General features: G+C 40.6%; 16 protein-coding genes. 8 read left to right on the forward strand and 8 right to left on the reverse strand.

Annotated features, from left to right (window positions below):
* Positions 1-30: 30 nt before the first annotated feature.
* The 3 genes from Q0954_RS13050 to Q0954_RS13060 form a co-directional block, all read right to left on the reverse strand.
* Positions 31-303 (reverse strand): DUF2461 family protein, encoded by a 273-nt coding sequence (locus Q0954_RS13050; RefSeq protein WP_299457496.1) that lies wholly within the window; start codon positions 301-303, stop codon positions 31-33.
* Between the two features lie 720 nt (positions 304-1,023).
* Positions 1,024-1,749 carry a SpoIIE family protein phosphatase gene (locus tag Q0954_RS13055; RefSeq protein ID WP_299457499.1) on the reverse strand — a complete coding sequence of 242 codons (726 nt, stop codon included), beginning with the start codon at positions 1,747-1,749 and terminating at the stop codon, positions 1,024-1,026.
* Between the two features lie 135 nt (positions 1,750-1,884).
* Positions 1,885-4,944 carry a triple tyrosine motif-containing protein gene (locus Q0954_RS13060; RefSeq protein WP_299457500.1) on the reverse strand — a complete coding sequence of 1,020 codons (3,060 nt, stop codon included), beginning with the start codon at positions 4,942-4,944 and terminating at the stop codon, positions 1,885-1,887.
* Positions 4,945-5,758: 814 nt separating this feature from the next.
* Here Q0954_RS13060 and Q0954_RS13065 point away from each other — a divergent pair.
* Positions 5,759-6,784 carry an SPFH domain-containing protein gene (locus Q0954_RS13065; protein ID WP_002700946.1) on the forward strand — a complete coding sequence of 342 codons (1,026 nt, stop codon included), beginning with the start codon at positions 5,759-5,761 and terminating at the stop codon, positions 6,782-6,784.
* A gap of 28 nt (positions 6,785-6,812) precedes the next feature.
* The gene (locus Q0954_RS13070; RefSeq protein ID WP_299457505.1) at positions 6,813-7,853 is read left to right on the forward strand and encodes a sugar kinase; all 1,041 of its coding nucleotides are present in this window, start codon (positions 6,813-6,815) and stop codon (positions 7,851-7,853) included.
* A 639-nt stretch (positions 7,854-8,492) separates the two neighbouring features.
* On the opposite strand, the gene Q0954_RS13075 is transcribed toward Q0954_RS13070, so the two are convergent.
* The 4 genes from Q0954_RS13075 to folP all read right to left on the reverse strand — a co-directional run bounded on the left by Q0954_RS13075 (position 8,493) and on the right by folP (position 12,241).
* The gene (locus Q0954_RS13075; RefSeq protein ID WP_299457507.1) at positions 8,493-9,365 is read right to left on the reverse strand and encodes an ABC transporter substrate-binding protein; all 873 of its coding nucleotides are present in this window, start codon (positions 9,363-9,365) and stop codon (positions 8,493-8,495) included.
* Positions 9,366-9,529: 164 nt separating this feature from the next.
* A complete protein-coding gene (locus Q0954_RS13080) occupies positions 9,530-10,015 on the reverse strand; it encodes a shikimate kinase (protein WP_299457509.1) in 486 nt (161 codons plus the stop codon).
* 134 nt (positions 10,016-10,149) lie between these two features.
* Positions 10,150-11,040 (reverse strand): diadenylate cyclase CdaA, encoded by an 891-nt coding sequence (cdaA, locus tag Q0954_RS13085; protein ID WP_299457512.1) that lies wholly within the window; start codon positions 11,038-11,040, stop codon positions 10,150-10,152.
* A 322-nt stretch (positions 11,041-11,362) separates the two neighbouring features.
* Positions 11,363-12,241: a dihydropteroate synthase gene (gene folP / locus Q0954_RS13090; protein WP_299457514.1), complete on the reverse strand. Its 879-nt coding sequence runs from the start codon at positions 12,239-12,241 to the stop codon at positions 11,363-11,365.
* Positions 12,242-12,808: 567 nt separating this feature from the next.
* Between folP and Q0954_RS13095 the strand changes: the two genes are divergently transcribed.
* Together Q0954_RS13095 and Q0954_RS13100 are read left to right on the forward strand one after the other, a co-directional pair.
* A complete protein-coding gene (locus Q0954_RS13095) occupies positions 12,809-13,996 on the forward strand; it encodes a BT_3928 family protein (protein ID WP_299457517.1) in 1,188 nt (395 codons plus the stop codon).
* 191 nt (positions 13,997-14,187) lie between these two features.
* The gene (locus tag Q0954_RS13100; protein ID WP_299457519.1) at positions 14,188-15,240 is read left to right on the forward strand and encodes an ABC transporter permease; all 1,053 of its coding nucleotides are present in this window, start codon (positions 14,188-14,190) and stop codon (positions 15,238-15,240) included.
* 129 nt (positions 15,241-15,369) lie between these two features.
* Here the strand turns inward: Q0954_RS13100 and Q0954_RS13105 are convergent, their stop codons facing one another.
* Positions 15,370-16,383 carry a low specificity L-threonine aldolase gene (locus tag Q0954_RS13105; protein WP_299457520.1) on the reverse strand — a complete coding sequence of 338 codons (1,014 nt, stop codon included), beginning with the start codon at positions 16,381-16,383 and terminating at the stop codon, positions 15,370-15,372.
* A 332-nt stretch (positions 16,384-16,715) separates the two neighbouring features.
* On the opposite strand from Q0954_RS13105, the gene Q0954_RS13110 reads away from it, so the two are divergent.
* The 4 genes from Q0954_RS13110 to Q0954_RS13125 all read left to right on the forward strand — a co-directional run bounded on the left by Q0954_RS13110 (position 16,716) and on the right by Q0954_RS13125 (position 22,199).
* Positions 16,716-17,363 carry a hypothetical protein gene (locus Q0954_RS13110; RefSeq protein WP_299457521.1) on the forward strand — a complete coding sequence of 216 codons (648 nt, stop codon included), beginning with the start codon at positions 16,716-16,718 and terminating at the stop codon, positions 17,361-17,363.
* A 439-nt stretch (positions 17,364-17,802) separates the two neighbouring features.
* Positions 17,803-18,498, forward strand: a complete 696-nt coding sequence (locus Q0954_RS13115; RefSeq protein WP_299457524.1) for a hypothetical protein — start codon at positions 17,803-17,805, stop codon at positions 18,496-18,498.
* A 24-nt stretch (positions 18,499-18,522) separates the two neighbouring features.
* A complete protein-coding gene (locus Q0954_RS13120) occupies positions 18,523-19,494 on the forward strand; it encodes a FecR family protein (RefSeq protein ID WP_299457526.1) in 972 nt (323 codons plus the stop codon).
* Positions 19,495-19,547: 53 nt separating this feature from the next.
* Positions 19,548-22,199 (forward strand): TonB-dependent receptor, encoded by a 2,652-nt coding sequence (locus Q0954_RS13125; protein WP_299457529.1) that lies wholly within the window; start codon positions 19,548-19,550, stop codon positions 22,197-22,199.
* Positions 22,200-22,316 lie beyond the last annotated feature (117 nt).

Here is a 22,316-nt window from a genome sequence, read left to right on the forward strand (position 1 = left end):
CCAATTTTATATTGGAATGAGCGAGGACTTTCAGTCCGCTAGTAAAACCCCTGTACTTTCAGTGCAGGGTGGTTTAGTTTTTGAAAAACGCACATCGCGGTAAATACGGTAAATACTTTTTTTGCCCGACTCATTGACAATCCGATCCTTTTTGTTCATTAAAAAAATCAATTCATCGGCAAAGTCAATCATTTCAGCTTTAGAAGCCTCATAAGCCGCTTTGTTTTGAGCAAACCATTCGCGGTGGTTGTTATTCTTTAATTCAGTCAAAAACTGAAAAGTTTGTGAGGATACTTTCGCCATTTTGTAGTGTTTTTTTAGAAACCAGCAATACTTTGTACCAAACAGCGCTTAGATGAGTAAAAGTTCCAGTCTTATATTTTTATTACCATCAGGGGCAAACCACTTCTAAACTTCCCTGATTTGTTTTTGCTTACCTGTATCTGATGCCTTTTGTGAAGCCAGCTGTTCAAACAATTTTTTGCCCCCCTTGTGAAAGAGCAGTTCTTTGTCAGATACTTAGCTCGACTTTAGCCTTTTATGATATTGGTTAAATTACTTCAAATGCCTCTAAATAATGATGTGAACATTTTCTTACAGTCGTCTTTTTTACACAACTGTAAGAAATAAAATGCCTCAAATATTAACGATGGTTGCGTCAGCTGGACTCAGCCTTATTTTGTTGGCGTTAAGTTGAAAATCCTCCGAGTACAAGCTCGGAGTTGTAAACCGAACTTGCCTTCGGGGAAATTTGAGTAATGAAGCCGTTAAAACAGATCACCGACCGAGGTTACGAGGGAGTGTTTGAGCTGTTTCGGCGCAATGAAACAAATTTTAGCAACAACAAAATACAGCTGCGGTGCTTGAACTCCGAACTTGATTCGGAGGGTTTTTGGTTACTTTTTGACCTGGAGCAAATCCATGATCCCGAACTTGATTCGGGGAAGTAACGGCTCTCAGATAATTGGGTCATTGGTTTTATTTAGGCGATTGCGGAGTAATTTTAAATGGCTAAAGTCGAGCTTAGAGCCTTACGGCAAAAAGTGTCATGTCATCACGAGGGTCTTGTGTACCAAGGTGGTTTTCAAAAGCAGTCTCAAATATTTGCTTTTGTTCAGGTAAGGGTAAATGAGCGTGTTTTTGGATCAACCTATGTAATCGTTTAGTTCCAAAACTTCGTCGGTTTTGATTGGGCATGTCACGTATGCCATCTGTGGTCATGTACAGCACCGCTCCTGGTTGTAATATAAGTTTGGTGTGGGTAAACTGTTTGACTACGTTTTCGAAAAAACCACCAATGCCGAGTCTGTCACCCTTGACCACCTTTGTGTTTTTGTCTTCTACCACTATCAAGTTTCTTTTAGCACCACTATAGATCAACTCTATCGATCCATCTGGTAATGACTGCAGGCGGCACATGGCTAAGTCCATACCGTCCGAATTGTCAGAGACTTGTTGTTTAAGACTTGCCACCACCAAGTCATCAAGTACCTCAAGGATCACCTGGGGCTCTATAATACGCATTTGTTTTACAATCTCATCTAATAGTTGGTAGCCAATCATACTCATTAAAGCCCCCGGTACCCCGTGCCCAGAGCAGTCTATTACCGACAAAAAAGTATATACCTCGTTGGTTTGCGGGTGACTGGTTTGTACTACCCAGTAAAAATCGCCTGATACGATATCTTTAGGCTTGTAAATTACAAAGTGTTCTTTAAAACAATTATTCAGCATTTGCTGATTAGGCAAGATAGTTTTCTGTATGTTTTGAGCGTATCTGATACTATCAGTAATCTGTACATTTTGAAATTGAAGCTTAGAAAAGCTGTTGGCATTTTTGAGCGCAATGGCAATATAAATGGTTAAATTACGTAGCAGGTTTACCTAGTGGTCGCTGTAAGCGTTGATATAACTACTTTGCACGCTTACTACCCCTATTGCTTCATTATTTGCCATCAGTGGCAAGCAAACCAACGAACGCAACAAAATATCATCTTTGTAATGATCAAGGTTATCTATGTAATTGCGGTACTCTTTAGTTACATCTCCTATAACGATCTCTTTTTGGTGTTGGACACAATGTACCACAAAGCGATTTTTTTGATTCATTGGTATAAACATCGAAGGCAAAACATCCCCTTTGTACACACTACTATCAAAGGCAATCAGTCTTTCTTTTTCGAGATACAAGCCAATGCCAAACTCCTCTGTGTCCAGCAAATATTGAATATTTTTGTATACTATTTGGCTAATGTCCTGGATAGAAAAAGTGGCGGTGATTTCTTTGCCTATTTCACTCAGTAATTTTACATTTTTATAGGCTTGGTCTAATTGATCTCTCTGCATGATAATCTCTTCGTTGGCTTCCCGCAGAAAGTGAGCTTGTTCAGTCAGGTTTTTTGCTTGCTCGCTTATTTCGTTTTTTTGGGTTTGCAGGGTAGTATTTTTTTGGCGAATTTCCAGTGTTCGTTCATTGACTAACTGCTCCAGATGGGCTTTTTGGTGGCTCAAACGCCTAATATTTAAATGTACAATGCCCCAAATTACCAATGCCCCTACGACACCAAAAAGTAAGTAAGCCCACAAGGTTTGATACCAAGGAGGGGCAATCTTGAAACGATAGGTGGTTTCTGCACTTACTTGCCCGTAAACATTACGCGCTTTTACCCTTAGTACATATTCGCCCGCAGGCAAGTTGGTATACTCTTTTTTACTTTCGGTGCTCCAGCCAACATATTTTTTGTTGAAGCCTTCCAGAAAATACTGAAACTCAATTTTATCTGTTTCTTCGAAATAAACGGCGGCAAATGAAAAACAAAGGTTGTTTAGTCGGTAAGGCAAAGCATGTACCATGTGGGCAGGTTGGTCATCCACAAACTTGTAAGCGTGCCGATGGGTAAAATTACCTCCAAATATGATGGAATCCTTTTCTGTCCTGGTCTTCACGTTTCTTATTAATACCTGAAAAGTAGTTTTAGTCAATTCCTTGATCTGGCTGTTATAATGTACCACACCTTCTCTGGTTTCAAACAACACATTATTTGCATCAATGGGGATAACGTGAGGTGCCATATAGTTGGCAAATAGTTCTTTGTACTTATTAAATAATTTACGCTCAAGCACATACCCTTGTCTGGCATCTTTTCGGGCAAAAATAACCCCTGCCTTTGTCCATAGCCATATATTTTGTTGTGAATCTTCTTTGATCCATAAAATATACTCACAGAGTCCCAGTTGTTGGGTAAGCACCGGATGGGGCAGAAACTTGTCTTGCTCAGAGTTGTACAGGTATACCCCCTGGGTAGTGCCTGCCACCAATTGATGGTTGTTTAATCCAAACACCCGGTTATGAATTGCCTGAGGCAAACCTTGGGGTTTAGCATATAGTTTTTTGCTTATTACCTGATCAAATTCAGTCGATAAAGTCAGACGGTATATGCCGTTTACTGTAGTTACCCATACATTGCCTTCTTTATCTTGGTGCATATAGCGGTTGTAGCTGGCATACCCCTTGATGGCTTGTTTGTATACCCAGGTTCCTTGTTTTTTCTCAAGCAAAAGCAAGCCTTTACTGGTACTGGCAAGAATGTAACGGTTGCCTGAGGTATGCAAATAAATGAATGAATATACCGTAGTGCTGGTAGCTACCAATTGGGTAGCTGTAGTATCTTTAATCAAGAAAATACCGTGTTTGTGGGCACATAGCACCCCTTCGGGAGTAGCCAACAGGTAAAACACAGCGCCTTTGGTAGCAGTAATGAGCTTAAAGCGTGATTGGGGACTAATGGGGTTGATGTAATTGTCGTTGGCTCGATAAAAGACCCCCTGAGACGTGCCCACATAAAACTTATCTTTATAAAGTTGGGAGGCAATGTGATTGACCGAACCTTCGAGTCCCAGGTGTTTGTTCCACAACGAAAACGGAGAGTTGGTTTCTACCCTCGCAATGCCGTTGTCAAGTGCAAGCCATAATGCTTGATCTTTGTCTATAAACAAATCATGTACATAATTACTACTGATTCCATTGCGTTGATTGATAAGTTGTATGGCTTGACCAGATTGATCAATGATCAATACCCCATTATGTTCAGTGCCCAGCATTATTTTATTACCATTGGCAATGGCACAACTGAGCTGATTTTTCTGTAAAAAACTGTTGGCAGGTATATCCCAGGGGGTTACTTCGTTTTGATTGATGAGGTACAATCCGTGTTCATAAGTGGCAATCAGTTTTTGATGATGGCGATAAGGTAGCATAGCTGTAACACTTTTATCGGCAAAAGTTTCACCTTTAGTCACCAATTGCCATTGGTGTTGGTGCGATGGATGGGTGAGCTTCATCAGACCAGTACCTCGTTTTGTCATGAATAGCTCATCGTTGAACACCATCAAAGGGCGTAAAAACTCCTGTGATAGCGAAATAACATCCATTTGGTTATTTTTATAAATAAACAAATACCCTGTTTTATGAAAAGCCACCAATTGCGAGGTTACAATTATCTTTTGGGTAGGCAGGTCTGCCTGTTTTTGATAATCTTCGGGTACCAGGTTCTTCAGCGATTTGTATTGTAAATGCCCCTTACTATCAGCCTCAAGGTACCCAAAGGCGGTGTATATACGTACTGATTTACTTTTTGCTACCTGGTAGTTTTCTATTGGTAAGCGTCGCCACTTGTTACCATCATATTGCAATACTCCACTCATATTACCTACATACATTACCCCACGTTCGTCTTGAGCAAAACTCCAGTTTTGGGCGTGTCCCTTATAATCGTTGGGCAAGTAACTGGTTACCTGAAGTAAACCTTCGTTTTTTATTGGGAAGTCTTTCTTTTTTTGAGCATAAAGATACCCTTGGCATAACCACAGAAGTACGGTTATAAACACCACTTGGCGGCTTATGTGTATGTGTGAGGTTGACTTGGTGGCAAACGACTTTAGCATTGTTAAGTTGTAAAAAACAAGGTGCTTGGTGGTGACTGATTAAAAAATAAGAAGGTGTATGTAAACTTTAATGATTTTGAGTAGCAATATGTGTGTTGCCTGCTTCGTCAAAGTTTCGGTTACTTTCTCGTAAATGCTTTTATAAGTTATGTTTTTTGAATTAAAAACCCAAATAAAGGAAGGTGATGCTTTTTAAAAAGCATAAAAAAAAGTACACTGAATTGTCAGTGTACTTTTACTAAAAATATTGAGGGAATTATTATTACTTGTGTTAAAGCTATACTATTTATTTTTTGCCTGATGTGTGCCCCTTTCGGGAAAACTATTATTTTTTTTACCTGATGATTAATGTCTTCACTAATAGGTACATTCAATAGGGTAAATCTCTCCCCCCTTAGAAGATTTTTTTATAAATAAGACTGATTTTATAGCATGATAATTTTATTTAGTTGATTTACAGTGTGTTATAAATTGATGATCGAGAGATTTTTTTTATTAGATATAACAATATTTTGCCAGTGATTTTAGTCAAGATTGATAATACAAATCTAAAGGTTGAGCTCCCTACGGTTGGTTTACAAGGATTAATAGGGTAAGCATTTACTCGAATATTTTAACTACGGTTTTTATAAGTTGCTAAAAATCAGCGTGATACAAAAGTGTAGTTACTTGTGGAACAGGGTGTACAGAACCTTATACCTAGTCCCTAGAACCTTGTCAGCGTTATGGACTATGGACTAAATGCTGTGGACTATTGATATAAACACCCCAATCTTTCTATATTTGTTAGCTTACAAACTGAACCTAATAAAATATGCTTGGAATAAAATATATCAAGTTTGACTCGATGACCTACGTGATCCATTATACCAATGGTAAAATAAGAAAAGAGGGGAGAGGACTATCGTTTTTTTATATGGCAATGAGCTCTTCTATAGTGGCTATTCCTATGGGCAGTAGCGATATTCCGTTTATGTTTACAGAATCTACTGTCGACTTTCAAACGATTTCTATTCAAGGGCAAATCACTTATAAAGTAACCAACCCCAAGCAATTGGCAGAGTTACTGGATTTTAGTGTAGACCGCCGGGGTAACTATAAAAGCAACGATGCCGAAAAAATTACTCAAAGACTCACCAACGAAGCACAAACTGCCACTTCTTCTTTTATTCACGGGCTACAGCTCAAAGAAGCCATTCGGAGCGCACCTGATATTGAGAAAACTATAATCAAAGGCATTAGAGAATCGGAAACGGTAAAAATGCTGGGTATTGAGCCATTGAGTGTAAATGTAATGGCAGTAAAAGCCACCCCCGAAATGGAAAAGGCGCTGGAAGCCAAAACCCGGGAGGCTTTGCAGCAAGAGGCTGATCAGGCGACTTATGATCGACGTAACTTTGCTGTAGAACAAGAGCGAAAAATCAAAGAAAGTGAACTGAATACGGAGATTGCGGTAGAAGAAAAACGCAAACAGATTGTAGAGAAGCAAATGGAAACCAAGATTTTGACGGAGGAGAATAACCGCAAAATTCAGGACATGCAGCTGGAAACCGACATTGCCCTGGAAGAAAAACGCAAGCAATTGGTAGAAATGCAAACAACCAATGAACGCAAACAGGCAGACACCAAAGGTTATGTATTAGATACTACCCTAAAGCCTTATAAAGACCTCGACTGGCGTACTTTGCTGGCAATCAGTGGCAACAATAGCCCAAAGCTCAACATTGCCCTGGCGTTTAGAGAGCTTGCCGAAAACACAGATAAAATTCAAAACCTGAACATTTCGCCCGACTTATTAGAGTCTTTGCTCAACGATGAATCTGAAGAGCAAAACTATTGATTGCCTAAGTATCTCAAGTTAACAACCTATGAAAAAAGTAGATCAGGGTAAGATTGTGATTGTGCGCAACAAAACCCAGTTAGAAGAACTCCGGGAGCAGTTTAACACCATTGCTCAAGCAAGTTTTTTTATCCAGCAACAGCGTAACAACGTGCAGGCAAAATCAGGGTTTTTGTCGAAAAAACAAAAGAAAGTATGGTCAGAAAACCGCGCCCGTAAAAAAGAAGACATTGGATCATGGGAAATGGACGATTTTAAGCGAGAGCAAGACAATTACGATGCAACGCTCGAAACTGTAAAAAATCGTGCTGCCAGGTTTATGAAAATCAAAGTGCTTGAAACAGCATATTTGCCTTCTTACTTGTTTTCGCCCAGCGACATTGTCATTGTAGTAGGGCAAGATGGTCTGGTAGCCAACACTGCCAAGTATGCCCGCAATATTCCCATCATCGCCATCAATCCTGAACCCCACCGTTTTGACGGAATATTGTTGCCTTTTACCTTGCAAAATTTTGAGAGGGCATTGCAAAAAACAGTATCGGGCAAGCATCAATACAAAGAGGTGACAATGGCTGAAGCCCTGCTCGATGATGGGCAAAGTTTGTTGGCTTTCAATGACTTATACATTGGCGTAAACTCTCACATATCTGCCAAATATCAAATCACTTATGGAGGATCTACCGAAAACCAATCGTCAAGCGGAATGATTGTGTCTACTGGTGCCGGAGCTACCGGATGGATGAGCTCGGTGTTTAATATGGTCAAAGGTATTAACCAGCTTTTTGGCGAAAGCCCTCAGGTGACAGCACCTTCATTGCCTTGGGATACTAACCGACTTTTATTTACGGTGAGAGAACCCTTTGCCAGCAAAACTGCGCAGGCAGGCATTGTGTCAGGGTTTATAGAAGAAGGTGAAGAGTTAGTGATAGAGTCTATGATGCCCCAAAATGGGGTGATTTTTAGTGATGGTATTCAGTCTGATTATTTACGGTTTAATTCTGGCAGTATCGCTCGTATTGGACTTGCCAGCCAAAAGGCTCAATTAGTGGTTTTCAAAACCGTACACTAATTTTTCACTACTAATACTTGTGCAGAGTTTAATTTTATCAGTCTCAAAAGTGCTTGAAAAACAGCGCCTTTACTTTCCGCCTTAGTTTGTGGGCGTTAAGAAATTTGAGAAATGAAGCCGTAAAAACAGATCACTGTTTGAGCCGCAGGCGAGTTTGAGCTGTTTCGGCGTAATGAAACAAATTTTAGCCAGGCAAACTACAGCGGTGGCTTTTTTTGGTTCGTTTTTTTAGCTAAAGAAAAAAATGAACGGATGCCTGAGGAAAACGAAACCAGATTCTATTCTACAACTTAGCAGATTAGCAGCTATTGTTATGCTGTAAAACTATCAAAAAAATCAAGACTTATCTGATATAAAAAAGTGTACGGTTTCAAATTGGTGGTTTAGTTACAAAGTACAAGTGTTCAGAGAAATCATATCACCATTTTTTTGAATAAAGCCTCTCTCTTTGTTGGAATGTGTTGAAAGTGGGCAAAAATGGTTACTCTCGTGTAGTACCTATAGAGGAGTTTTTGTTGGTAAATAGAGGGTATAAAATATGGTCTTTAACTCAAAGAAAACAACAAAACCTTGACGTAAACCAAGGCTTCGCTGTTTTTTTTGATAATGTCAAAAGGCTCTTGTTTTCACAAAACCAAATTATTTTGATACGTTGAGCAAGCGGTAAGCCCCTGAACCTAAGTGCTTAACCAAGATTTTTTTATAAGCAGTAGTACGTACAAACCTACTTAAGAATTGATTCCAAACGCCCTGCCAGTCACTGGTAGGAGGCATAATCATTCCAAACTCTTCTCCTCCTTTTTGGTCACCTACCGAGTGTCTTTTGATGGGCAAACCTCGCTGCAAAGCCGATGCATAATAGTTAAAATCAAGTGAGGTAAACGAGCGAGGGTCACTGGCGACTTTTCTGAGTACCTCTACACTAGAAGATAAATAAATAATCCGCAAGTTGGGGTGATAAAGTTGCTTGAACCGTTCAATGGTTTTGGCGTTGGTAGAGGAGCGCAGTGTGTAGGCTTTCATATGGGCGAAGTCGCGTCGCATGTTTTTCAAGTTGCCCAAAGTAGGCACCTTGTGGTGGGTCATCAACACCGACACATTGTAAATAAATGCTGGAGTAAACTTAAACTGTTTTCGGCGCTTGGGGGTAATCGTAATGTTACCCAAACCAAACACTCCTCCTTTACCTTGTCTTACATTACGTAAAAAAATAGGAAAGTGGTCACTGCGTCCTTTCACTCTAATACTCAGCTGCTTGACCCCTCTGGTAGTTTTGAGGTATTTTACAAACTGTTGTACTATGTCTATACAAACTCCAGTAAGTTTTCCGTTCGCATCGCGGTATACCAACCCAGGAGTATCTATGTAGGTAAGCACTATAGTGCCCGACTTAGTTTGGTTTACCTTAGCCCAGGTGTCGCCCACCAGCTGAGTTTGGGCCTTTAGCCGGGGGGTGTACGCCAACGCAGTCAGTACAAGTACCCATATTTTTATCTGTAAATTATAAAACATAATTAATCCATTTTCAAAGTTTAAGGGAACAATAAGCACAGCTTATGACAGTTTGTATAGGCTATATTGTTTATCCCCTATGGCAGTTTTTCATATTAACACCATGAAAAATAACTTAAATAGCTGTTTTTTGCAAAAAAATACTGAAAAAATACCAACATTGGCTAAGAAGGTATGGACAACTCTGCGGCTCTTAAAAATATATTGGCTTGCCAGTAAAACTGCTTTCGTTGCTCAAAAGTATGGACAAGCTTTTGGTACATGGCGTCATAGTCTGCTTGTTGGTACAGTGGGCGATCCTGATTTTTGTTGGTCATTCGTTGGGCTATAGTGTACAAGGGAGTGTCGATAAATACACTGGTACCTGCTTGGTTTATTCTGTCCATATTGTCGAAAAAGCAAGGAGCACCTCCACCTGTAGCGATTACCTGGGTAGCGAGTGGCTGAGCAATTATTTCGTGCAAAACAGCTTTTTCAAGGTGACGAAAGTGTGCTTCACCGTCTTGTTCAAAAATAGTGGGAATGCTTTTTTGTGCTTTTTGTTCTATCAGCTCATCCATATCTATAAATGGAATTTGCCATTCGCTGGCGAGTTGTTTGCCCACCGAGGATTTGCCTGAACCAGGCATTCCTATCAAAAAAATTAGCATGGAGTTATCAAAAAAGGTTTGAAAGTAAATGAATGTTCTAACTAAGTGAACCTGCCTTGCATTTTGCCTGGTTTGGCTAGAGCCGATAAAAAAAGCGAAGCGGTTGGTTAGGGGTTAAAAAACTAAGATGAGTGTTACCCTTCAAGTGATTGGTTAGAGGCATTGTTGTCAGGTGGAGGCATTTCGCCTGGTTTTACCTCTGTTTTGCCATCTTTTTTGTTAGAGTTATCTTCGTTCAGCAGCAAAGTAAGCCTTTGGGTCATTGCTTCGGGGTCAAGATTTCGATAAATTTTACCATTGCGTACAATGGACATTTGCCCGGTTTCTTCTGACACCACCACCACCACTGCATCGGCTATTTCAGTGAGCCCAATGGCTGCCCGGTGGCGCAAACCCAGCGAAGCAGGCAGTGAATCGTTTTCTGATACTGGCAAGATACAACGGGCGGCTACCACCCTACCATCCATGCTTATGATAACAGCCCCGTCGTGCAAAGGGCTAAACTTTTGAAAAATAGAAATAAGTAAACGTTTAGATACAATGGCGTCAATTTCGTCGCCTGATTCGGCGTAAAACTTTAGTTCAGAACTGCGTGAAAAAACCACCAAGGCTCCAGTAAGCGATGCTGACATCTCTTGTGCGGCTTCTACTACCGCGTTTATCTTGAAGGTGTTTTCTGACGAAGAGGTTCTGCTCCAGAAGCTTTTGATAAAACTATACCTGCCAAAAGGAGTAGCCTTACCTATTACCAGCAAAAACTTACGTATTTCTTGTTGAAACAAGATGATAATGACCAACACCCCTACACCCATAAATTGTCCTAAAATAGTACTCAACAGTTCCATTCCGGCAGCAGATACCATCAGGTAAAGCGCATACACTGCCAGTCCCCCCAGCAAAATACGCGAAGCAACACTTCCCTTTACCAAATTATATAACTGATACATGATAAAACTCACCAGCAAAATGTCTAAAATGTCGGCAAAGTTCATGTCCAGAAAACCTATGGAAATAAGAAATATCATAATTGATGCAATCCTTTTAGAGTAGTTTTTACCGTGTAAATATAAAATAGAGTGATTAGTATAACCAATTAATTGGCACTAAAGCATCAGTTTATTTTTTGTTTAGCAGGGTAAATGCACAGATTGGTACACTAGAGGTTAAATAAACACAGAATAAATTCGGGTGTATTTTGCTTGTAAATGAGTTCGAAAAATGGAGCTAAAGACTATAAGTAACAAGTAAAAAAGTACACCAATATTCGCTGGACACAAAGACTTGGAAATCAGGTTTTGAGCAAAGGTCTTTACAAGCGCGTTTTTTACACCAATGCCCTTTGGTCAACTATTCATTTTCGGTCAAACAAAACCTGTACAACGCCTCTACCATAGCTATAGCATCTTTTGCTGCTTTTACATCGTGTACCCGTAAAATATTGGCCTCATTTTGCAATGCTACTGTATGGAGCGCAACGGTGCCATACAATGCCTCGTCTGCCGAAGTTTGCAACGTTTTATAGATCATAGACTTGCGGGAAATACCTGCCAGCACGGGTAAACCCAGCGCCTGAAACATACGCAGATGTTGCAGCAACTGAAAGTTTTGAGGGATGTTTTTAGCAAAGCCAAAGCCTGGATCAATGATTACATCGTGTACACCCAGTTGTTTGAGCTTGGTTACTTTTTGTTGCAAGTCGAGTAATACCTCCGATACCAAATGTTCGTATTCATTGAGGGTGGTCATTGTTTGGGGTGTACCCCGCATGTGCATCAACACATAAGGTACTTGTAAACGTGCTACCGTGTCGAACATCTGATGATCAAGATTGCCCCCCGAAATATCGTTGATGATACAAGCCCCGGCGTTGACTGCTTCTGAGGCAACACTGGCTCGAAACGTATCTATTGAGAGGTGGGTGTGCGGGTGATTTTTAAGAATAAGCTCAATTGCCGGCAGTACCCGGTCTATTTCTTCTTGTACCCCAATGTCATCAGCATTCGGACGCGACGAGTATCCCCCAATATCAATGATATCAGCTCCTTCGTCCAACAATTGGGAAGCTTTAGAAAGTATTTGATCACTGAGCTGATGCTTTCCTCCATCATAAAATGAGTCAGGAGTCACATTTAAGATTCCCATCACTACTGGACGGTTAAGCAACATGAGGGTCCCTTTGAGACAGAGTGTTTTTTTTGCGTAAAATATTGTACCTTTCGTTTGCATTCCACAAATTTGCTTAGAGCTTGTTTAAATTTTCGGTCATAGGAGATTTTATGATGAGTTTTCGGGTTAGATGCGTCAAATTTTGAAGAACCGATGGCTAGAGCTATGCTCTGCCGAGTTTCTAAATCCTCCGAGGGCAAGCTCGGAGTTGTAAACCGAACTTGATTCGGGGCTCAGCGAAGCTAAATAGCAGCGCTATTGCTGATAACCGATGGCTACAGCTTTGCTGTGCCGAGTTTATAAATCCCGAACTTGTTTCGGGGCTCTGCCAACGGCTAAATTTGACAATATATAATCAGGAAAATCTCGTAAAAGCTCACAGCCCTCCGAGAACAAGCTCGGAGCTGCGAGCCGAACTTGATTCGGGAACCTGATCAATGAATTTTAAACAAGCTCTTAGTACTTGTTTAAATTCCTTAATCGAATAGGAATAGTTTAAAATAACTGATTTTTTGCCTGTTCCTCAACCAATATAGGCAGATCATTGTTTTACACAAAAATGTAAGAGGTAAAAATACTTGAACAACCACGCTTGGTGTTTGTTTGATTATAAAAAATGACCAACTCATGAAAATCCTGAATAGAATTATAAGCTTTTTGGTAGGTGCCCTTTTTATTTTTTCCGGGCTGATTAAACTCAATGATCCTACCGGAACCGAGATTAAACTACACGAGTATTTTGAAGTGTTCAAAAGTGATCCTTACCTTGGAAACCTGGGTGCTTTCTGGGAGTTTTTGGCGCCTTACAGCCTTTGGTTTGCCATTATACTTACCGTGCTAGAGGTAGTGCTGGGTTTTAACTTATTGTTACACCACCGTGCCAAAACTACACTACGGTCGTTGTTGGCTTTGATTGTCTTTTTTACCTTCCTTACCTTTTATTCCTGGTTTTTCGACAAAGTAAAAGATTGTGGTTGCTTTGGCGATGCTATTCCATTGACTCCTTTCCAGTCGTTTATGAAAGATGTCATACTTACCGTCATGATTGTGTGGTTGTTGATCCAACGTCATCAAATTACCCCCATGTTATCAGTGAGGGTAGGGTCGGTGCTGTCTATACTTGCCACCATTGGAGCCACTGTATTTGGCTTTTATACGGTACGTCACCTGCCAGTGAAAGACTTCAGAGCGTATAAAGTAGGTGCTAACTTGCCTGCCAATATGAAACCCAAAGAAAAGCTTAAGTACGGCGAAGAATTGTACATTTACAAAAATCTCAAGGAAGGCAAAGAGTTGAAGATTAAGGGAGCAGACTATACCAAAGACTGGAAAAAATATTCGGATACTACCCAATACAAATTTGTAAAACTGGAAAAGCCCTTGCTCAATCCTGAGGCTTTGCCCAAAATTACCGATTTTAAAGTATTCAATGCCCAGGGAACAGACTTTACCACCCAAGTGTTGCAGGGCACCAAAATGTACATCGTGATTCCTGATGTATACAAGATCAAAAATGGACAAAAGGTAGTGGTAACCGAGGCAAGTGCGTATGCTAAAATAGGTGCATTGGTAAAAGAACTGCGTCAAAATAAAATTCAGCCTGTAGTGCTTACCGCTGCCGGAACTCAAGACATAGAAGAGTTTAGACATAAGGTACAACTGGCCGTTGATTATTACTTTGTAGATAAAAAGGTGCTCAAAACAATGATAAGGGCTAACCCTGGCTTAATGTTGTTGAAAGATGGTACTGTAAAAGGTAAATGGCATCACAACGACACGCCCAAAATAGAGGCAGTGACTCAGTTGCTGAAGTGAGTTTATATGGCGAAAGAGTAATAATTTAAAATAGGCTGTTATATTTGTAAACAAAAATGATAACTTAGCAATGAGCCTGCTTAAGCATTTTTTCTTTGCTATCAAAAGAATTGGTTGGAAGCAAGCTCGACAATAAATAGCCAAAATAATGTACATTGGTGAGCCAATGTAACAGCCCTAAAAAAGAATATATGATTGGTTTTATCTTACGACGACTTGGGTATGGGATAATGGTAGTGTTGGGGGTAGTCTTTGTCGTGTTCTTCTTGTTCCATGTGTTACCCGGCGACCCGGTAGGGGTGTTGGTAGGAGAGCATGGCTCTAAAGAAGTGCGTGAGAATATTACCAAAGATTTGGGGCTTGATAAAAGTTTGCCAGTACAATTTGCCTATTACCTCAATGACCTCTCGCCTATATCGGTACATACCGATAGTAAAGCACACCAGGAAAAGTATAAATATTTTACCTTATTGCCAATGGGTAAGCGTACATTGGTAGTCAAGTATCCTTACTTGAGGCGGTCGTATCGAACCAACAAAAAAGTGAGCGAAATACTGATGGAAAACATAGGTGCTACCTTGGTACTGGCGGTCGTTTCTATGTTTTTTGCTACCCTTATAGGCATTGTATTCGGTATTTTTGCTGCACTCAACCAAAATACTTTTGTAGATTACAGCTTGGTTACTATTTCAGTACTGGGAATTTCTACCCCATCTTTTGTCATGGCCATTACTATTTCGGTCATCTTTGGCTATTACCTCAAAGATTACACTGGGCTTTCGCATATTGGGTCGCTTTGGGAAACCTCTGTCGAGGGTACCACTCTAAAGCTCAAAAACCTTATTTTGCCCGCTACTACACTGGCACTTCGTCCGTTGGCTATTATAGTACAACTCACCCGAAGCTCTATGCTGGATGTTATGTCGCAAGACTACATAAGAACTGCCCGTGCCAAGGGTTTGCTTTTTTATAGGGTAGTGGCAAAACACGCCCTCAAAAATGCATTGAATCCAGTAATTACAGCAGTGTCAGGCTGGCTTGCTTCACTCATGGCAGGTACATTTTTTATTGAATATGTGTTTGATTGGAAAGGTTTAGGGTATACCATTATCAAGGCGGTAGAAGACCGCGACCTACCCATTATTATGGGAACCACCATTTTTATTGCTTGTATTTTTGTGGTCATCAATATTTTGGTAGACATTCTTTACTCTACGATTGACCCACGAATTAAGCTTAAGTAGTAGCCAGGGACTGGGTGTTACCCAAGACATTCATTTTATTTCTATCTTGGGTACAGTCTTCTTTTACTCTAAACCAAAAGATGCGCTTCTTATTTGAAATTACCCAGTTCCCAGCCCCTAATGCCTTACTCAAAACAAGTCCAACGCCTTCAGAAATTGCTCTAGTTGATCATCGTCAAAGTCGAGGTGAGTTACAAAACGCATGGTGAGTTTATCCATCATTCCGGCAAGGATTCCATGACTTTTGAGGTGAGCCAGCAAACGCTCCACCGTATCGTGATTGGGCAAATCAAACAATACAATGTTGGTTTGTACCGGTATGAGGTTTCGTACATAACTTTTAGTAGCCAGGTGTTGGGCAATGGTTTGTGCCCGTTGGTGGTCGTTGCTGAGACGTGCCACGTGGTGGTCAAGGGCATAAATACCTGCTGCTGCCATATACCCTACTTGGCGCATAGCTCCACCCAATACTTTGCGGCTGCGCTTGGCTTTTTTGATCAACTCATGACTACCCAGTACCAGCGAACCTACCGGACACCCCAGCCCCTTTGACAAACAAATAGAAATGGTGTCAAAATACTGCCCATAGTCTTGAGCTTTGTCGCCAGTAAACACCAAGGCATTGAACACCCTGGCCCCATCCAGGTGCGTTTTTAATTGGTGTTGGCGGGCAGTAGTGGTTACAGCCTTGATCTGGTCTAGGGTATAACAAGTGCCACCTGCCCGGTTTACCGAGTTTTCGAGCGCCACCACGCTTGTAGTTGGGTAGTGAATGTTGTCATCGTTTATATTGTTAGACACATCAGTAGGGTGCAATATGCCATTTTGCGAGTGTATGAGGCGAGTACTTACTTGTGAGTTATACGCCAGTCCGCCTCCTTCATATTTATAAATATGTGCCCCATTGTAACAAATAATTTCGTCTTGTGGTTGCGTCAAAACCCGCATGGCTATTTGGTTGGTCATTGTACCAGAAGGACAAAAAAGAGCGGCTTCCATGTCAAACATGTCAGCTGCTTTTTGTTGTAACTGGTTTACAGTCATATCTTCGTCGTACACATCATCACCCACTGTTGCCCCCCACATTGCCTCAAGCATAGGTGGAGTAGGTTTAGTTACGGTGTCGCTTCTTAAATCTATCATACAAAAAATATAATTTGAAGTGGTTGTTTTACCAATAATCTGAATCACTTCGCGTTTTCGAATTGGTGGGATTTTACCCATACAGTTAAAACAAAAGCAAGGATTAAAGCATCTCTTGGGCGCTTTTGTGCGACTTTAAGTGTTTTGTTATACTAAACTTTGGGTAAGCTTTGCTTGATGAATGCCCATAGAATGACTGTTTACCCAAAATATAGTGCATGGGCACAGTAAGTTCATCGAAAAACTTTTCGAACACAAAAACTTAAACAAGCGTTGTTTATGTTTCATTCGCAAATTAATTATTTATTTTGCGTAAAATAATATAAAAATCTATGATAAACGATCGTAAGTCATTCATTCTGATATTGAGCTTTTTGGGTTTCATTGTTTTTTCGGCCAATGCCCAAAAAGAAAAAACCAAGCCATTTGAATACGCAAAACTCTTTACCGAAAAAGAGTTGAAAACCAAGCGACTTTACTCTAACTTGGGTGCAAGTACTATTAAACAATATAAAGAGGTTTTTAAACTAAGACTGCGAAGCATGGGTGGTTTTCATGGCAAAATAGATGCTATTCCATCATTTGTTGATACGCTCAAAAATCTTCAGTACTTGTATGTGCGCGGAGAAGCTCTGACTACCTTACCATTGTCAATGGAAGCTTGCAAAAACATGCAGTTTTTACATTTGAGCAGTAATAAATTTACTGAAATACCCCAGGTTATTTTTACCTTCAAACATTTAAAGTTATTGGATTTACGCGCCAACGGTTTCAAGGAAATTCCTTTTGATATAGGCAGCTTTTCCGAGCTTGAGTACTTGTATTTGGGGCAAAACGCTGCGCTTACGTTGTTACAATTAGATGCAATGAAAAAATTGACCAAGCTCAAAAACCTTGACCTTACGGGTACCAACATCCCTCTGCGCCAAGCCAAAGAAATTCAAAAATTGCTACCCAACTGTAAAGTATTGCACGATTAGTAGTACAAGAGTTAAACTAAAAACCACGTTTTGTGGTTTTTTTATGGTTATACAGATTAACATAATGTTTAGTTATAAACAATTATCTTCAATCATTCCTCAATGTTGAAATTTGGGAATTAAATTTTAAACGTTTATATATACACTTTTAAGTAAAACTACAAAAATAACCTAATCCATAGAACGGCATCTCTGGCAGGGGTACTTCTCAAAAAAATAGTTCCATAGCTTTAGCTATGCAAAGATTTTTTCGCTTGTCCTCCCACCAAATATTTTGTCCTTTTGGAGTACTTTATTTTTTACGTTTTACTAAGAGAGCTAGTAGGCTTTTAGTTTTTTAAATGATTAATTTCTTGCCGAACATTGTGTTGTTGTCCTTGTCTCAAAAATATTTTGGATTTACCAAAGCGCTTTTTTAAACGATTTCTTATAAAAATTTATGAAAGTATTTGTATGCTATTTTTTGTATTGGAGCCTGTGGATGGCTTGTTTTACGGCAAAAGCGCAAACTACCCAACAACAATTTGTACAACACCTGAGAGACTATCAGGTAATGGTGGCAAAGCAGTATATCAAAGAAAGTGGTGGAATGTTGCCCGACACTACTTCACCTGCTTTGCTTATTGCGAACGAAAAAATAGGAATATTTGCCAAAATGAACAGCCAAACAGCAGAGTTTATATTGGGTGGCCGCCCTTATGCTTACAAAGTGCAGGTAGTACAATGGGCAACCTCAAAGGGCAAAAAGTTTTGGACAGTTATTCGCCACCTGGCAAATTACGGAGAACCATCTAAACCTATTCGTTTCAAGGATTTTAAAATTATTGATCTTCAGTTTAGAAACATCAAAGCTCAAGTGTTGCCCAAAACTACCTTGGCACGTTGGCAACAAGCTTATGAAGCGGGCATTAAGAAAAATTGCGACAATTATAAGGGACAAAAAATAGGTTCGCTGGATGATCCTGTTGCTGAAACTATGACCTTGTCGCTGGGGTATGGAGGAACTACAAACGATCGGGCAATGTCTTTTACGGTACAATTGCGTTATAAAACTCGCTACACAGTGTGTACATTGTTTATGGGCGAATTGATGTTTAACAAGACAAAAGGTATATTTGAATTTAAAGCATATTGATCTATTTAAAAACTGTAATATATCATGGAGGATAGGGATGAGTTGTTAGCGAGGTATTTTTCGGGGGAAGCCACCGCTGATGAGCAGGAGAAAGCAGCAGCCTGGCTAAAAAAACACCCACAAGAAGGGCAAATACTCAAAGAAGCCTGGGAGGTGAGTACAGTACCTACATTTGCTCCAGACGTAAACCTTGCCTGGAGCCAAGTACAAAACAAAATAACCCTTGCTCAGGATAAAAAAACCAAGCTTAGAAGCTTTCCTGTGCGTTGGGCAGTAGCAGCAATGTTGGTGTTGACATTAGGGGTTACCTGGTGGATATTGACTGACAAAAATACGGGTAGTTGGCTTACCAAAGAGGTGCAAAACAAACAAACTACTCCCTTGTTATTAAGCGATGGCACCAAGGTATGGCTCAACCAACAAACCAAACTGCGTTATCCTTCGTCTTTTGATGCCACTCAGCGCGAAGTATTTCTTGAGGGTGAAGCCTTTTTTGAGGTAAAGTCCAACGCACAAAAACCTTTTGTGGTGCATGCAGCAAAAACTACTACCCAGGTATTGGGAACATCATTTAATGTAAAATCGCTTGCCAACGAAGCCAGTATAGCGGTAACTGTAACTTCGGGTAAGGTGGCTTTTTTTGCCAATGCTTATCCCGATAAACGGCTAGTGTTGAATAAAAATCAACAAGGAATATTTGACAATACTACCCAGGCTTTGACAAAAAGTACTCGTTATGATGGCAACTTACTTGCTTGGAAAACAGGCATATTGCGTTTTGAGCGGGCTTCTTTGGCAGAAGTAGCCACAGTATTGAGTAAATACTATAATAAAACCATTAAAATAGAGAATAAAACACTCCGCAATTGCGTATTGACTACCACGCTTGAGAAATTGTCGTTAAAAGAGGCTATAGAAGTGATAGCTCTCACTCTTAATATTGAATATACCATCGCAACTCAGCAAGTTGTGTTGAAAGGAAAAGCTTGTAAATAGTTAGTCAAGAAGCAAGTAAATTCCATTATATCAGACTGAATTTTATTAGAAAAATGCCTAAGTTGTACCTGACTGTTTTTGTCTTATTGGTTTTTTTGGGGGAGGCATCAGGGCAACCTTCTACCCTTTTGCAAACCCCCGTTCAGCTAGAACCAAGGCAGTATACCATTGCTCAATTGCTCAAGCAAATCAATGATCAAACTGGAGTACATTTTTCTTACAGCCGCTCTTTAAACACTGCCGAAAAAGTGTTGTTTACTAATAAAACACTTTCTATCAAGCAAATAGTAGATCAGATGCTTGCCCCACAAAAGCTAAAATATTTGCTCAAGGGTAAAATGATTATCATAAGAAAAAGCTTTCCCAAAACAGCTCCTCCTACAGGTGCAACAGCTTCGCGCACCATTCAAAATAGTTTTTATACGATCAGTGGTACCATCACCGACCAATCAAATGGAGAGGCGTTGATTGGAGCTACTGTGTATATACCTTCTCTGGGCAAGGGAATAGCTACCAATAGTTATGGCTTTTTTGCGCTTAGGCTGGCTCCTGGCAAATACAAGGTACAAGTGTCTTACATTGGTTTTCAGAGCAAGCATTACCAGATAAACCTGGAAGCCTCTAAAACCTTGAATGTGGAATTACCTGTGGACAAAAACGAACTTGCCACGGTAGTCATTACTGATCGGGGCATCAACGAACACATCACAAGCCTGGAGGTGAGCACGAACCGCCTGAACATAGAAGAAATAAAAAGCATGCCGGCTTTTTTGGGCGAAGTAGATGTACTACAGAGCATCAGGGCATTGCCCGGAGTAAGTAGCATAGGAGAGGGAGCTTCAGGTTTTAATGTAAGAGGAGGAGCCGCTGACCAAAACCTAATATTGCTCGATGAAGCCATTGTATACAATTCGGCGCATTTGCTAGGTTTGTTCTCAGTATTTAACCCTCATTCGGTAAAAGATGTGAAAATCTATAAAGGTGCCATTCCGCCCAATTATGGTGGCCGCTTATCATCGGTGTTGGACATTCGCCAAAAAGAAGGCAATACCAAAAGGTTTAGCGGAGAAGGAGGGGTGGGTTTTGTTACTTCACGACTCCTGCTGGAAACGCCCATTGTCAAAGACAAAAGTGCGTTGTTGGTGGCAGCCCGCCGTTCTTATGCCGACTTGTTTCTTAAACTTTCCAGTGATCAGGACATACGAGATACCCAGTTGTATTTTTATGACTTCAACCTGAAGTTTAATTATGCAATTGACAAAAAAAACCGACTATATGTCTCAGGGTATTTGGGGAGAGATGTAGCCAAAATTGGGAAACTGTTTTCGTTTTCGTGGGGCAACCGTACTGCCACACTTCGGTGGAACCATTTATTTAACAGCCAATTGTTTTCCAATGTAAGTTTGGTTTTCAGCGATTATAACTATAAGCTGGGGGTGTCATCAGCAGCTACAAACGGTTTGGGGTTCGAATGGGTGGCAGGTATTTCCAGTTATCAACTTAAAAACGATCTTACCTGGTTTATCAACCCTCGGCACACCCTCGATTTTGGTATAAGTGGCATAGGATACTATTTTCAACCAGGGCAAGTAGATTCTGAAACCAGCTCAGTAAAAACTGCCAGCGAAAGGGCGCTGGAAACAGCCATTTATGCCAATTACAAGCAACAAATCAACAAAAAACTAACTTTAAGTTATGGCGTGCGTTTGTCTGCTTTTTTGAGTTTGGGCGAGCGTAATGTACGCACTTACCTGCCTGGGCAACCGCGCCGCGATGCAACAGTGATTGGACAAAGGCGGTATGGCAATAATGAGGTAGTCGCCAATTATTGGGGGCTAGAACCTCGCCTGAGCCTCCGTTGGCAGTTTAAACCCAAAACTGCCCTCAAAGCCAGCTATGCCCGCAATCGTCAATACATTCACTTGGTATCTAACACTACTGCTCCTCTGCCCACTGATATTTGGAAATCGTCTGATCCTTATGTTCGCCCACTCACCTCAGACCAGGTAGCATTGGGTATATTTCACGCTATAGCTTCGCCTGCGCTTGAGTTGTCGGCAGAGGTGTATTACAAAAAAATGTACGGCTTGATTGATTACCGAAACGGAGTAAACCTGTTGTTGAACGAATACCTTGAAACGGAGTTGTTAAGTGGCGATGGGCGCGCCTATGGACTAGAACTGATGGTAAGAAAAAATACAGGGAAATTTCGTGGTTGGTTAAGTTATACTTTGGCGAGATCTGAGCGTAAAATAGACAGTGATTTTCCGGAAGATAGAATCAACAACGGGGCGTATTATCCAGCAGACTATGACAGAACCCACTTATTGAACCTGACTACTACTTATGATTTTAACAAAAGAGTAAGCCTTTCGGCAAATTTTACCCTGAGCACGGGACGCCCGGTGACTTTTCCGAGTGCTAAGTATCAGTTTATGGGTTCTACCGTGCTAGACTATAGCACCCGCAACCAAAACCGAATCCCCAGTTATCACCGACTAGACCTTTCTTTGACCTGCAAGGGCAAACCCAAGCGTAAGCGACGTTGGAAGGGAGAGTGGGTTTTTTCGGTGTATAATGTGTATGCACGCAGAAATGCTTACTCGATCTATTTTATAGGAGATGGCACTGCCCAAAACGAAGCGACCCGTCTCTCTATTTTGGGAGGGTTGTTTCCCTCTATTACTTATAATTTCAAGTTTTAGAGAGAGGTGCCTCAACCCAGCCCTTGTTGGTCATAAGTATCGTGAGGCAGAACCAAATATCTCTTGTAATTGTCATATTGTAAGTGAGTGATCCTTACTTGTAGCCTGAGGGCTAAT

It is taken from the genome of uncultured Microscilla sp. (genome assembly GCF_947493425.1).
Classification (GTDB): domain Bacteria; phylum Bacteroidota; class Bacteroidia; order Cytophagales; family Microscillaceae; genus Microscilla.